Raw genomic sequence first — 12,419 nt, 5'->3', positions numbered from 1 at the left:
CTTGCGTGTCAGTTGACCACGAAGCCTGCCCCTACCGGATCGTTGCGCTCGATCACCCAGCGCGAGGTGCCCAGGATACTGGCCGTGCCCTTGACGGTCGGGCGTACCGCGCGCGTGCCGTTGAGGTCGACTTCGCCCAGCAGGCAACCTTCGAACGTGCCGCTGCCCAACAGTCCTTCGGACAGAATGGGTTGGTTCAGGCCGAGTTTTCCACGGGCTTCAAACATCGCCATCATCGCACTGGTGCCCGTGCCCCCGGGGGAGCGGTCGAGTTGACCGGCGCTGAAGACGTGGACGTTTTTGTAGAAGGCGCCTTCGATGGTTGCCGGGTGCCAGAACGTGATGAAGTTGAGGTCGTTGATGTGGGCCTCGGTGGGGTGCTGGATCTTCAGCTGCTTGTTGATCTGGTCGCGGGCCAGCAGGCCAAGGCGCGACAGTTCGCTGCCGTTGTCGGGACTGATGCGCAAGTCGCAGTGGCTCAGGTCGACGATGCCGAAGTAGTTGCCGCCCCAGACCAAATCCGCCTTGAGGTCGCCATAGCCGGGCAGATGGATCGGGATGTCCTGGGCGGCGACGTAGGCCGGTACGTTTTCGAAGCGGGTCCAGAGCACGGTGTCGCCTTGCGACGCCACCTCGGCCACCACCAGGCCGGCGGTGGTTTCAAAGCGGATTTTGGTGATGCCGTTTTCACCCCGTGGCACCAGGCCCAGGGCGACCATCGCCATGCTCACGGCAATGGTGCCGTGGCCGCACATGTGCGAGTACACGCTGCCGTCCATGTAGATCAATCCGGCGTCGTACTCGCTACTCGAAGGCGGGGTGAGGAACACTCCGAACATGTCCTTGTGGCCGCGCGGTTCCTGCATCAATGCCTTGCGCAGCCAGTCATAGTTCTGCTCGAGGAACTTGCGCTTGGCCAGGATGCTGGAGCCGGCGGGGTAGGGAATGCCGCTGTGGACGATGCACAGTGGTTCGCCTTCGGTATGGGTGTAGATGACATCGAACGTGTCTTGCATGCGCATGACGAAACTCCTGGCTTACGGGATGTATGGGGGAGGGTTATTTGCGTTCAGACAAAAGGTCGAGACCGATGCACAGGTCCAGAATGATCACGGCGACAACGACGACGAGGATGGTGGCCCCGGAGGCGGCGGCAATGGTCGGGTCGACGGTGTACTGCACGTAGTTGAAAAGCTTGACCGGGATGGTGTTGAGGTCCGGCGTGGTGTTGAAGATCGACAGTTCCACGTTGATCCATGACGAGATGAAGGCAAAGATCGATCCCGTTACCAGCCCCGGCCGGATCTGTGGCAGCACCACTAGGAAGAAGGTGGCCCAGGGGGTGCCGCCCAGATCGCTCGAGGCTTCCTCCAAGGCGCGCTGCTCGGGCGTCAACATCGACAGCACCGAACGCAGGACGAAGGGCGAGACGATAATGGTGTGGCCGATCAGCAACGCGAGGAAGCTGCGGGTCAATCCGAAGTAGCCGCCGAACTGCAAGAGCGCCGCGCCAAGCACGATGTGCGGGAACACCAGCGGGGAAGTCAGGGCGGCGAGGATCGTGCCTTTGCCGGGAAAGTCGTAGCGAGCCATCGCCAGGGCCGCCGGAACGCTGAGCAGCACCGCGGCGAAGGTCGCCGCCAGGGCCAGCACGGTGCTGGTGGCAAAGGACGCCACATAGCTTGGGTCGCTGAGCATCTTGGCGTACCAGTCCAGCGTCCAGCCCTGGGGCGGGAATGCCAGGAATGATGTGGCGGTCACGGAGACGCCGAGAATGACGACCAGTGGCAGCAGCAGGTATCCCAGCACGGCCCAGGCCACCAGCCTGACCAGGAGTTGAGTGATCATGGGTTGTTCCCCCGGATATTCCCGACACGCCCGGCCAGCCCGACCATTACCAGGGTAAAGATCAGCAGTACCACGCTCAGCGCCCCGCCATAGTTGAAGTCGAAGACCGAACTGTATTGCTGGAAGATCAGCATCGAGAGCACAGAGATCCTTCCCCCGGAGAGCAGCGCCGGCGTGACGTAGGCGCTTGCCGCCAAGGTGAACACCATGATCGAGCCGGAAATGATGCCGGGCATGGTCAGCGGCAGCACCACATGGAAAAACGTCGCGCGGGGGCTGGCCCCCAGGTCCCCGGACGCCTGCTCAAAGGCCGGGTCCACTTGGGCCAGGGCATTGCCGGCCGCGAGCACGATGAAGGGCAGCAGGATGTACACCATGCCGATCAGGATCCCGAGTTCCGTGCCCAGGAAACGTATCGGCGTATCGATCAGTCCGGTTTCCAGCAGGCTCTGGTTGACCAGGCCCTTGCGCCCCAGCAGGACCATCCAGCCGAACGAGCGGACGATGTTGCTGGTGAACATCGGCACCACCAACAGGATGACGCAGGCTCGGCGCCAGGCACGCCACTTCACCACGCGCACCAGATACCAGGCCAACGGATAACCCAGCAGCAGCGAGATCAGAGTGGTCAGTGCGGCAATGCGAAACGTCACCAGAATCACATCCCAGTGATACTGGTCGCCCAGCACCCGAATGTAGTGATCCAGGGTGAACGTCTGATCCGCGCCCTGGGTCAGGCTGGCGACGATCACCACCGCGAAAGGTGCGAGAAAGAATGCCGTGAAAAACGCCAGGGCGGCGAAGAGCATCAACCACGGAGCGAGCGCCGTGCGTTTCATACCGGCTCTCCGATCAGGTGCAGGTGCTCGGGATTGAAGCCCAGGCGCACGGATTTTCCGGCAATCAGGTCGGCCCGAGGCAAGCCCATGGTGCGGGCCACGATGGGCTGCCCGTCGATCAAGGAGTGGACCAGGGTGTGGCTGCCGACGCTGACGACATCGGTCACTGTGCCGTGGATTTCATGGCAACCGGCCGTTGCCGGGGTCGATGCATCAAGCACCAGCACATGCTCGGGGCGCAGCACGGCCACTCCCCGTGGCAGCAGGTTTTTTTCCGTGCGTGAGATCGGTTCCTGCCGGATCGCCAGGCGAATCTCGCCGCTATCGCTGGCCTGATAGCCGATCAGGTTGGCCTCGCCGATGAAGTCCGCGACAAAGCGCGACGCGGGCTTGCTGTAGATCTCGCTGCTGTTTCCGACCTGTTCGATGCGTCCGGCATTCATCACCACGATGCGATCGGCGATGGTCATCGCTTCTTCCTGGTCGTGGGTGACAAAGATGAACGCGATACCCAGCTTGGCCTGAAGGTGCTTGAGTTCAAGCTGCATGCGTTTGCGCAGTTTCATGTCCAGCGCCGAAAGGGGCTCGTCGAGCAACAGCAGTTTCGGTTGGTTGACGATGGCGCGGGCCAGGGCCACGCGCTGCTGCTGTCCACCTGACATGCCACGGGGATAGCGGTCTTCCAGGGCTTCGAGGCCGACCATCGCCAAGGCTTCCCGGGCCTTGAGCCGTGACTCGCTGCGATTGACACCCTGGCGTCGCGGTCCGTAGGCAACGTTTTCCAGTACGGTCATGTGGGGAAACAGCGCATAGTTCTGGAACACGGTATTGAGCGGGCGACGGTAAGGCGGCAAACGACTCACATCCTGGCCGTCGATGGCGATGGTGCCGGAATCGGGCTGCATGAAACCGGCGATCGAGCGCAGCAAGGTGGTCTTGCCACAACCGCTGGGCCCGAGCAGGACGATGAACTCGCCTTGCTCGATGTTCAGGTGAATGTTGTCCAGCGCCTGGAACGACCCGAAGTGTTTACAGACGCTGTCGATGCTCAACAAAACTGACATTGCAGACCTCTTGAGCTAGTTGGCGGTGACTTTTCGGTTCCAGTCGTTGGTGACACTGGCGCGTTGCGCGTTGATCTGGCTCCAGTCGAACAGGCGCAGGCTATCGATCGAACCACCCGCGCCCCATGGCAGTTTGCGGGCCACCTCTTCAGCAACCTCGACACCTTTGACCGCCGGACCCAGGTACAGCTTGGCGGCGAGGCAGGACGCGGCTTCCTGGGTCAGCGCGGTGTTGATGAACTGTTCGCCGGCCTTGCTGTTTTTCGCCCCCTTGATCAGGTGCAGGCGCGCATCGGTGGCCCAGGCACCTTCCTTGGGAATGGTGAAACCGATGGGCGCGCCTTTGTCGATCAGGTCCCAGGCACCCACATTGAAATGCGCGCCGATGATGGCTTCGCCGCTCTGGAAGGCGTTGGTGGCGGCGCCCGAGCTGTCGAAGAACAGCGCGGTGTCCAGTGCGCCCAGCTTGGCGTAGACCTGCTCCAGGTTGGCGCGGTCGATGCCCCAGACATCCGCCATGAAAAACACGAACGGCACACCGGAAGAGTTGGCGGGCGAGGGCAGGGCGATGGCGCCGGCGTAGTCAGGCTTCCACAGGTCTTTCCAGCTGGCGGGCACCTCTTTGATTTCCTTGGTGTTGTAGGTCAGGCCCAGGGAATAGAAGCCGCTGCTGACAGCAAAGGTATGGCCATCTTGGGTGTATACGGCTTTTTCCTGCACGTTCTTGAGGTTCGTAATGGCCGCAGGATCAAGATCGGCGACAACCCCGGCGGCATAGGCCATTTCACTGATGCCGCCGTCCATCCAGGCTACATCGATGGTCGGGCTGGACTTCTGTTGCTGGAGTTTGGCCAGGGTGGTGGTCGAGGTGCCGACCTCGGGTGCAACGGCGATCCCGGTCGCTTGCGTGAAAGGTTCTGCAACACATTTGAGGAAGGCTTCACCCCAATTACCGCCATACAACGCAACGGTCAGCTTTTGCTGTTCAGCCAGGGCGGCCTGTGAGGATATGCAGCCGGTAACTAAAAGAGCGACGGTGATCTTCTTACCTGTCTTCAGTTTCATCGTGTGTCCTCTGGGGCGTTGTTGGACTTGTTCCCCTTGCCTGCATCTTGCTCGTATCGTTGAGGCGAGCGCTTGCACTTCGGGGTCTTAAAGTTGAATAGTTAGGTCATGCCAAAAATGACTCAGCTAAATCGAGATTGCCATCTGCCTGACGCCCTCGACCCCGGGGCGGGAAACCGTCCGCAGCTGTCGGTGGGGCTGGTCCTTCTGGATCAATTCACACTGGCGGCGTTTTCAGGGTTTATCGATGTGTTGCGCTTGTCCGCCGACCTGGGGGGTGGCAGCCGGCAGATCCATACGGCGTGGCGTGTGATGAGTGTCGACGGCTTGCCGCGCACCTCCAGTGCCGGGATCGCCCTGGAAGTGTCCTCGGGACTGGCGCAAGACTTGGACGCGTTCGACTACGTGGCTATCTGCGGTGGCAACGATTATCTCAACACCCATCTGCCGGCCCATTTTCGCGACTGGCTGCAGCGCGTAGCGAAGAGTCGTACGCGGTTGCTGGGCATCTGCACCGGCACGTTCGCCCTGGCGCAGGCGGGCGTGGTCGGCAATCGCTCGGTGTGCGTGCACTGGAATGTGCTGGATGCCTTTCGTGCACGATTTCCCAAGACCCCGGCGGCGGTGGATCACCTGTTCATCGATGAGGGCGACCTGATCACCTGCGCCGGTTCGACGGCAGCCATCGACCTGGGTTTGTACCTGGTGGCTCGGCATTGCGGACGGGAGAAAGCCCAGCAGGCGGTGCGGCACATGATGCTGCAGGGAATACGCCAGGGGCGGCAACCCCAGGCGCATTTCTATGCCAACCTGGCGGACATCAAGGATGAGCGCGTGCGCCAGGCTGCGCACTATATCGAGCAACGCATGGACAGCCTGCCCACCCTGGATGCCATTGCGCGTTATGTCGGGCTCGGGCGGCGCCAGCTGACGCGTGCGTTCCAGCAGGCGCTGGGGCTTTCACCCATGGAATTCCAACGCTCGCTGCGGGTCGAGTACGGTGCCTGGCTGTTGCTCAACAGCCAGAGCAGCATCACGCAGATCGCCATGGATTGTGGCTTCTCCGACGGTGCTCATTTCTCCCGTGAGTTTCGTGCGAGGTTTGGAGTATGTCCGCGGCAGTATCAGCGTCAGGAAGGGGCGGGCTGATTTAAGGGTGAAGCGTAAACCTCGCTCAAGACTGGGGCCACCGATCCTGAATTTCAAACCAGGACGCCTTGGACGCCACTTCGAGATGCCGCTGTTTTTCAGACGTGAAGCACGTGTCCAGGGTACCCAGCGCAATGGAGATCCAGTCAGCGTATTGGCTTTTTGACCAGAACAACGACGAGCCGCATTGGCTGCAAAACTGACGAAGTACGGAGTCGCAGGAGCTGTAGGTCGTGATTTGCCCTGCACCTTCGATGAGATGCAAATCGGCGCGGTGTCGACCGCGCCTGGCCGGTTACTGACTGAAAGACGTATTTATCGTTGTAGGAGCAGGCTCGCTCCCCCGAGGGCAGCCTTACCGCGCCATGGCACAGGTGCCAGGGACAGGGCAGAGGGGCAGGGGGTTGCCCGAGCGCTGCCCAACCCATTGATGTTATAAGCCAACTGCGTAAGAGGGTTACCGTTGGTGTTTGAGCGGAACACCGATTGCGGGGTAAGTTACCGTTGCTCGATTGGATTTGTTGTCGCTAGGGTCTTTAGCCGTCACACCGAAGGTATACCGTTGACCTGAGTCCAGGCCGGTAATAGCAAATTCTACCTCTTTCGTGGTGCCCAGATAATCGCCATCTTGATCGACATCATAAAAAACTTGTCCAGCACTGTCGTAAGACTCATCCCACTTCAGAGTCAAGGTAAGGTGCGAAGTTGACAGATTAGTCGGGTCAGTGGGTGCGGTAAAGTCATCAAAATCCACGGTGTGAGTAATCTTTTCAGAAAGATTAGACTGATCATCCATGGTTTGAACGGAGTAGACATGCGAGCAGCCCTGTTGAGGCGTTGTGTCGATATAGGGAGGCCGATCTTTTATGCCAAGTAGCTTTCCGTCTCTTTCTATTCGATAGCGGGGGGTCCCCCCATCGACACCTCCGCTATTCCAATACAAGGATACCCGATCAGACGACTGATCATAGGCTTCAAGAAAGGTAGGGGGGGTCGGCAGGTCCCTGGGAATAGTAAAAGTAAAATCGTTCCATTCCGATTGGGTCTCGAGCCTGAGCTTGCACTTGACCATTTGGCCCGGTTCGAGTGACTGAATGACTTTGTAAGCGGGTAAACTATGAGTCGTTTGTATCCCGTCAACGTCTACTAGAACTCTCTTCCCATCAGCATCCCAATTCAACTTGAATGATGTTTTGGTGACCTCGGTCTCCCAGATCGGAAATGTAGTACTTCTTGTTTTGATCGTAAGCGTGGGCCCGTTTTCGCTCCATTGATCATTGTGCCTCATCCCTGCAATATAAAATCTATACGTCGTATCAGGTTGCAATCCAGTTATGGTTGTCTCGCGTGCAGATGTTTTAAAAGGCCAGCCTGGGGCTCCATGAAACTGATATCGTTTGAATTCGTCAGCGCCTGGCCAGGCAACATGTATGGCATAAGGCTCTGCCCAGCTTTCGTGAAGAGTAAGTGCTGTCTCATCACTTTTTAAATCATTCGTGCAGCTGTTCATCTTCCACTCCTGAATAATTAAAAAGATAAAGTGATCGCAGTTATTTCGTTCACTTGAAATGCACGGGTATTCACGCACATGCCAGAAGAAAAATACACTATCAGATCTGATAGTGGTTTTATCGCGATGATTAAAGCAAAATAACAACGCCAAAATAAAGATATAAGAAGTTGTGCGACTCATTTCTCATTCAGACGGCCCGTATAACCGTTGACGCCCATCGCGAGCAGGCTCGCTCCCACAAGGGGCAGGCTGAAACCCACGGTGTCGTGGGCTCAGCTCAAGGCCAAAAAGGCAGCCTCAACGCTCCATGACATAGGTGCCAGGTGCGGGGCAGAGGGGCGGGTATTTGCGCGTGCCGAGTTTCTTCGGCGCCGGCCGGCTTTCGCCCGAGCGCTGGCCGATCCATTCGCGCCAATGCGGCCACCAGCTGCCTTGCTGGCGCTCACCGGCGTTCTGCAGCCAGGTTTCCGGGGTCTCGGCGGCGGCCGGTGCGGCGTAGTAGAACGACTTCGGGTTGCCCGGCGGGTTCACCAGGCTTTGCAGGTGACCGGCGTTGGACAGTACGTAGGTGGCGTCCTCGCCAAACAGCCGGGCAGTGCCGTAGCAGCCCTGCCAGGGCGTGATGTGGTCGGTGGTGCCGCCGATCACATAGGCGCCGACCTTCACCTGGGTCATGTCGATCGACTCGCTGGCAATCTCCAGGGTGCCCGGGTTGCTGTAGGGGTTCAGCTGGACCAGGTCGAGGTAGTCCGCGTGCAGTTGGGCGGGTAGTCGCGTGGTGTCGTTGTTCCAGGCCAGGATGTCGAAGGCCGGCGGCTTGTTGCCCAGCAGGTAGTTGTTGACCCAGTAGTTCCAGATCAGGTCGTTGGGCCGCATCCAGGCGAACATGCGGGCCATGCCCTGGCCGCTCAGCACGCCCTTGCGCCGGGAACTGGCCTTGGCCGCGCGCAGGGCGGACGCAGTGGTGAACAGTCCCAGGGTGGTGTCGTCCAGTGCCGAAGGCATGTCCAGTACGCACACGGCCCAGCTGGTGTTGGCCACCTTGTGGCCTTCGCCACGGGCCGCCAGCCAGCCCAGGTAAGCCGCCAGGGTGATGCCGCCCGAACAGGAGCCCCACATGTTCACGTCCGGGCTGCCGGTGATCTGGCGTGCCACGTCCACGGCCTGGTCGAGACACAGCGCGTACTCGGCCAAGCCCCAGTCGCGGTGCTCGCGGGTGGGGTTGCGCCAGCTGATGACGAAGAGTGTCACGCCGCTGTCCTGGATCCACTTGATCAGGCTTTTCTCCGGCGACAGGTCGATGGCGTAGTACTTGTTGATCTGCGGCGGCGACATCACCAAGGGTCGGGCATGGACATTTTCGGTGGTGGGGGCGAACTGCAGAAGCTCGAACATCTCGTTGCGAAACACCACTTGGCCCTTGGCCGTGGCGATGTTTTCGCCAACCGTGAACGGCGTGCTGTCGACCTGTCTTGGGAGCCCACGGTTGTTCAGCATGTCATCGCCGAACTGGCGGAGGCCCCTGGCCAGGCTCATGCCCCCGGTGTCCACCAGCTTGCGCAGTGCCGCCGGATTGGTCAGCGGCGAATTACTCGGTGCCACTGCATCGGCCAGCAGTTCCGCGACGAATCGGGCGCGGCTCTTTTCAAGTGGGGCAAGGTCGGTGGATTCGATGAAGCGGGTCAGCTCGCTTTGGCCGGCCAGGTAGCTTTGCAGCAGCGCGCGCAGGAAGACGTTGGATTGCCAGGCTGGATCGGCAAATCGCTTGTCCTTGGGATTCGGCGCGATGCTGGAATTGCCGCCGACGATGCCGCGCAGCTCCTTCAGGTAGCCACCCAGATGAGCGCCAGCCTTGAGCGGCGACAAGCCCACGGCCTTGAGCAGGTAACCGGCCGAGCTGGCCAGGTCCGCCGTGCGCACGCTGACCAGTGGATTGGCTGCCAGGGTCTGGTTGGAAGCCGTGCCGATCAGCTCCTGTTGCTGGGTGTCGCCCGGTAGATCGCCTTCCTTGCGGATGCGACGTTTACGGCCGGTTGCCGGGAGATGCTGGGTGGGGGTGGCGGAATCGCTCGTTCGGGTGGATCTGCTCATGTCGGCTCTCTTGTATCCGGGTGCTGACCCGGTTGTTATTTTGCTCCGACTCTAGGGTGTAGCAGGGGGCGGCCACCTCGCATTGCACGACAGCGAATTTTCATTTCATGACACGGGGAGCGCAGGCCGATGAGTTGAACGGTGAGCGCCTGCAGGTACGCATAGCGGAACTGGAAGTGGGTTTTACCCAGCGCGCTTGAAGCGCGCCGGTACTGATTTCAGGGTTGTGGGCAGCATGGTGTCTGCCCACGCCGCGTCAGAAGTCGAAGAACACCGTTTCCGCTTCGCCTTGAAGATGAATATCGAAGCGGTACGCCAGCTTGCCATCCACGGTGCAGCGCCTGGCGACCAGGGATTCGCGCCGATGGGGCTGTTCGATCAGGTTCAACACCGGATCCACGGCATTCGCCTCGGGCTCGTCGTCGAAATACAGGCGGGTCTGCAGGTGAATGTTGATGCCCCGGGCAAACAACGCCACGTTGATATGCGCAGCCATGGTAACGCCCGAGGCGTTTTTCAGCCTGCCGGGCTTGACGGTCTTGATCGTCCATTCACCGGCATCGGTGGTCGCGGTACGGCCAAAACAATTGAAGGGTTTTTCCAGGTCGAAAGCGCTGTCGTAGACGCCGTCGTGATTGGCCTGCCAGCATTCGAGGAAGGCGTCGCGAATCAAGTGGCCATTACCGTCATACACGTGGCCCACCACTAGAATATGCTCGCCTGGCGCGCCAGGCCTGGCCATCTCGTTCCAGATTTCCTGCTCGCGCGGCGCGTTGCCGGCGGCCTCCAGCGCCAGGCCGATGTGCACATAAGGGCCGGCGGTTTGCGACGGGGTTTCAGGCAGAAGTTGAACGGGCATTCGCAGGCCTCCTCAGCAGTTTTCGAAGTGGGTCTTGCGCTGGCCGCGCAGGACGATATCAAAACGATAAGCCAGGCAATCCATGGGATTGGCCATGCCCATGTCCAGGCGGGCGATCAAGCTCTGCACCGCGTCCGGGTTGGCGATCGACTTGACGATCGGGCACATCGGGATGAGCGGATCACCTTCGAAATACAGCTGGGTAATCAGGCGCGTGGCAATCGAGGGGCCACTGATGGAGACATGGATATGCGCGGGTCGCCAATCGTTGGGGCCGTTACGCCATGGGTAGGGGCCGGGCTTGACGGTGCGGAAACTGTAGTTGCCATCGCGGTCGGTCAACGCACGGCCAACGCCGCCGAAATTGGGGTCGAGGGGGGCCAGGTAACTGTCTTTCTTGTGCCGGTAACGACCACCGGCATTGGCTTGCCACATTTCCACCAGGGTGTGGGGAATCGGCTTGCCGTACTGATCGCAAACCCGGCCCGCGACGATGATGCGTTCGCCGATGGGCAGGCCGCCGTGATTGAAATTCAACAGCAGGTCGTTATCGTGGCGCCCCATCTGCAGATGGGAAAAATCCGGGCCGCTGGTTTCGGATACAGACTGGGGAATGCTCACCAGTGCCTGGCGAGGGGAGCGCAGGATCGAGGTCTTGTAATCAGGCGTCAGGGCCTTGGGATGCCAATTACGGTCACGAATGACGAAGCGGCTGTCGTGCGCATCAGACATGTCGTTTTTCCTATTGTTATGGTGGGACGGAGGCACTGCGTGGCAGCGACTGGTGGCCCAGTGTCGTCTTGTTCGGCCCAGCGCAACATTGAAAAAATCGACCTTATGCATATCCAGATGGTTATGGATACTGGCCTTCGCGATACTCCTGGCCGACCTCGCGCAGTGCCTCCACGCACCACTGCGCCGCCGGCGATACCGGTAACGCGGGATTGGTGCACAGCCCCACGGAGCCACCCGGCTCACGCATTCCCAGGTCCAGCTCGACCAACTCGCCCTGTCGCAAATCCTGCCTGACAGCGTCCAGAGGGGCGACCCAGATGGCCTGGCTGCATAGCACGTAGCGCCGACTCAGGGCCACCGACAAGGTCTCCAGGCGTTGGCGTGATGGTGTGATCCCGTGCTGGACGAACAGGCTGTCGGCGAACTTGCGGATCGTCGTCCCCGCCGACGGCAATACCAGCGGATAGTCTTCGAGGTTTTTCTGTCCCGACGGATCGGTAAGCACTGGATGGCCGCTGCGGACCACCAGGGTCATGGATTCGCTGTACAAGTGCTCGAACGCGAGCCCTTGTATCAGTGGGCTATCGGTCATCCGGCCCACCACCAGGTCCAGCTCACCGACCCGCAGTCGGGACAGCAAATAGGCACTTGGGCCAGTCACGACACTGACCACCAGCGCCGGGTGACGGTCGTGCAGGCGGCAGACTACTTCCGGTACCAACAGGCTTTCGACCGTGGAGAGCACGCCGAGCTGTACGGTAATGGGCTCATGCGCGCCCGAGCGTAAACTGTTGACCCCGTCGCGCAGCGCTTGCACGCTCGGCCCTGCGTATCGCAGGAAGGCCACGCCGGCCTCGGTCAGCGTGGAGCCCTTTTTACCCCGTTCAAACAGCCTGGCATCGAGCAGGGTTTCCAGTTCCTTCAAGGTTTTGGAAAGCGCTGGCTGGCTGATCGCCAATTTGTCGCAGGCACGTGCCAGGCTGCCCTGGCGCGCCACCTCGAGAAAACACAGCAGATGCCGGAATTTGATTCGGTTATCGATGTTCAAGCGGGGGGGCTCTGCTTTTAGGGTTTGGCCTCTATTATTGTTGGATTTGCAGTGGTTGTGTGGTTGTCCCGGCCATTTTTTGGGGGGCATATCCATTGCTGCGGTAACGGCGGCTTATGGTTTCGCCCTTACGGCGAGTCACTTGTAGGAGCGAGCATGCTCGCGATGGACGTCAACGATAGCGCGCCTGTCTGGATGAGCACGTTGT

At 60.2% G+C, this 12,419-nt stretch carries 11 protein-coding genes and 1 pseudogene; 1 reads left to right on the top strand and 11 read right to left on the bottom strand.

Features of this window, described 5'->3' with window-relative positions:
* Positions 1-8: 8 nt before the first annotated feature.
* Genes QLG10_RS18475 through QLG10_RS18455 form a run of 5 tightly spaced genes read right to left on the bottom strand, consistent with a single transcriptional unit; the run spans position 9 to position 4,816 of the window.
* Positions 9-1,022, bottom strand: a complete 1,014-nt coding sequence (locus QLG10_RS18475; RefSeq protein WP_110754610.1) for a proline racemase family protein — start codon at positions 1,020-1,022, stop codon at positions 9-11.
* Positions 1,023-1,059: 37 nt separating this feature from the next.
* Positions 1,060-1,848 (bottom strand): ABC transporter permease, encoded by a 789-nt coding sequence (locus QLG10_RS18470; RefSeq protein ID WP_110754612.1) that lies wholly within the window; start codon positions 1,846-1,848, stop codon positions 1,060-1,062.
* Complete coding sequence (locus QLG10_RS18465) at positions 1,845-2,687, bottom strand: ABC transporter permease (RefSeq protein ID WP_110754614.1); 843 nt, start codon at positions 2,685-2,687, stop codon at positions 1,845-1,847. Before QLG10_RS18465 ends, QLG10_RS18470 begins: the two co-directional genes overlap by 4 nt.
* Positions 2,684-3,751, bottom strand: coding sequence for an ABC transporter ATP-binding protein (locus QLG10_RS18460; protein ID WP_110754616.1), 1,068 nt, complete (start codon positions 3,749-3,751; stop codon positions 2,684-2,686). The genes QLG10_RS18465 and QLG10_RS18460 overlap by 4 nt, the downstream gene beginning before the upstream one ends.
* Positions 3,752-3,766: 15 nt before the next feature.
* Positions 3,767-4,816 carry an ABC transporter substrate-binding protein gene (locus QLG10_RS18455; protein WP_110754618.1) on the bottom strand — a complete coding sequence of 350 codons (1,050 nt, stop codon included), beginning with the start codon at positions 4,814-4,816 and terminating at the stop codon, positions 3,767-3,769.
* A gap of 117 nt (positions 4,817-4,933) precedes the next feature.
* Here QLG10_RS18455 and QLG10_RS18450 point away from each other — a divergent pair, with 117 nt between their 5' ends.
* The gene (locus tag QLG10_RS18450) at positions 4,934-5,965 is read left to right on the top strand and encodes a GlxA family transcriptional regulator (protein WP_177411680.1); all 1,032 of its coding nucleotides are present in this window, start codon (positions 4,934-4,936) and stop codon (positions 5,963-5,965) included.
* A 25-nt stretch (positions 5,966-5,990) separates the two neighbouring features.
* On the opposite strand, the pseudogene QLG10_RS18445 reads toward QLG10_RS18450, so the two are convergent.
* From QLG10_RS18445 to pcaQ, 6 genes and pseudogenes are all read right to left on the bottom strand, one after another.
* Positions 5,991-6,239, bottom strand: a pseudogene (locus tag QLG10_RS18445) (GFA family protein); the annotation flags it as partial.
* Positions 6,240-6,422: 183 nt separating this feature from the next.
* Positions 6,423-7,658, bottom strand: a complete 1,236-nt coding sequence (locus tag QLG10_RS18440; protein WP_223194219.1) for a hypothetical protein — start codon at positions 7,656-7,658, stop codon at positions 6,423-6,425.
* Between the two features lie 117 nt (positions 7,659-7,775).
* Positions 7,776-9,569, bottom strand: a complete 1,794-nt coding sequence (locus QLG10_RS18435; RefSeq protein ID WP_110754624.1) for an alpha/beta fold hydrolase — start codon at positions 9,567-9,569, stop codon at positions 7,776-7,778.
* A gap of 256 nt (positions 9,570-9,825) precedes the next feature.
* Positions 9,826-10,428 carry a protocatechuate 3,4-dioxygenase subunit alpha gene (gene pcaG, locus QLG10_RS18430; RefSeq protein WP_033043919.1) on the bottom strand — a complete coding sequence of 201 codons (603 nt, stop codon included), beginning with the start codon at positions 10,426-10,428 and terminating at the stop codon, positions 9,826-9,828.
* A 12-nt stretch (positions 10,429-10,440) separates the two neighbouring features.
* On the bottom strand, positions 10,441-11,160 hold the full coding sequence (gene pcaH, locus QLG10_RS18425) for a protocatechuate 3,4-dioxygenase subunit beta (protein WP_020801257.1): 720 nt from the start codon (positions 11,158-11,160) through the stop codon (positions 10,441-10,443).
* 121 nt (positions 11,161-11,281) lie between these two features.
* Complete coding sequence (gene pcaQ, locus QLG10_RS18420; RefSeq protein ID WP_110754625.1) at positions 11,282-12,211, bottom strand: pca operon transcription factor PcaQ; 930 nt, start codon at positions 12,209-12,211, stop codon at positions 11,282-11,284.
* Positions 12,212-12,419: the final 208 nt, after the last annotated feature.

It is taken from the genome of Pseudomonas sp. V98_8 (assembly GCF_029967975.1).
GTDB lineage: Bacteria > Pseudomonadota > Gammaproteobacteria > Pseudomonadales > Pseudomonadaceae > Aquipseudomonas > Aquipseudomonas umsongensis.
Note: the sequence above shows the minus strand (reverse complement) of the source record. Positions and strands in the feature narration are given on the sequence as shown.

Coding starts and splice junctions, on each gene's coding strand:
- QLG10_RS18450 (WP_177411680.1), top strand. CDS start 4,934: ATGACTCAGCTAAATCGAGATTGCCATCTGCCTGACGCCCTCGACCCC.
- QLG10_RS18460 (WP_110754616.1), bottom strand. CDS start 3,751: ATGTCAGTTTTGTTGAGCATCGACAGCGTCTGTAAACACTTCGGGTCG.
- pcaH (WP_020801257.1), bottom strand. CDS start 11,160: ATGTCTGATGCGCACGACAGCCGCTTCGTCATTCGTGACCGTAATTGG.
- QLG10_RS18465 (WP_110754614.1), bottom strand. CDS start 2,687: ATGAAACGCACGGCGCTCGCTCCGTGGTTGATGCTCTTCGCCGCCCTG.
- pcaG (WP_033043919.1), bottom strand. CDS start 10,428: ATGCCCGTTCAACTTCTGCCTGAAACCCCGTCGCAAACCGCCGGCCCT.
- QLG10_RS18440 (WP_223194219.1), bottom strand. CDS start 7,658: ATGAGTCGCACAACTTCTTATATCTTTATTTTGGCGTTGTTATTTTGC.
- QLG10_RS18435 (WP_110754624.1), bottom strand. CDS start 9,569: ATGAGCAGATCCACCCGAACGAGCGATTCCGCCACCCCCACCCAGCAT.
- QLG10_RS18470 (WP_110754612.1), bottom strand. CDS start 1,848: ATGATCACTCAACTCCTGGTCAGGCTGGTGGCCTGGGCCGTGCTGGGA.
- QLG10_RS18455 (WP_110754618.1), bottom strand. CDS start 4,816: ATGAAACTGAAGACAGGTAAGAAGATCACCGTCGCTCTTTTAGTTACC.
- QLG10_RS18475 (WP_110754610.1), bottom strand. CDS start 1,022: ATGCGCATGCAAGACACGTTCGATGTCATCTACACCCATACCGAAGGC.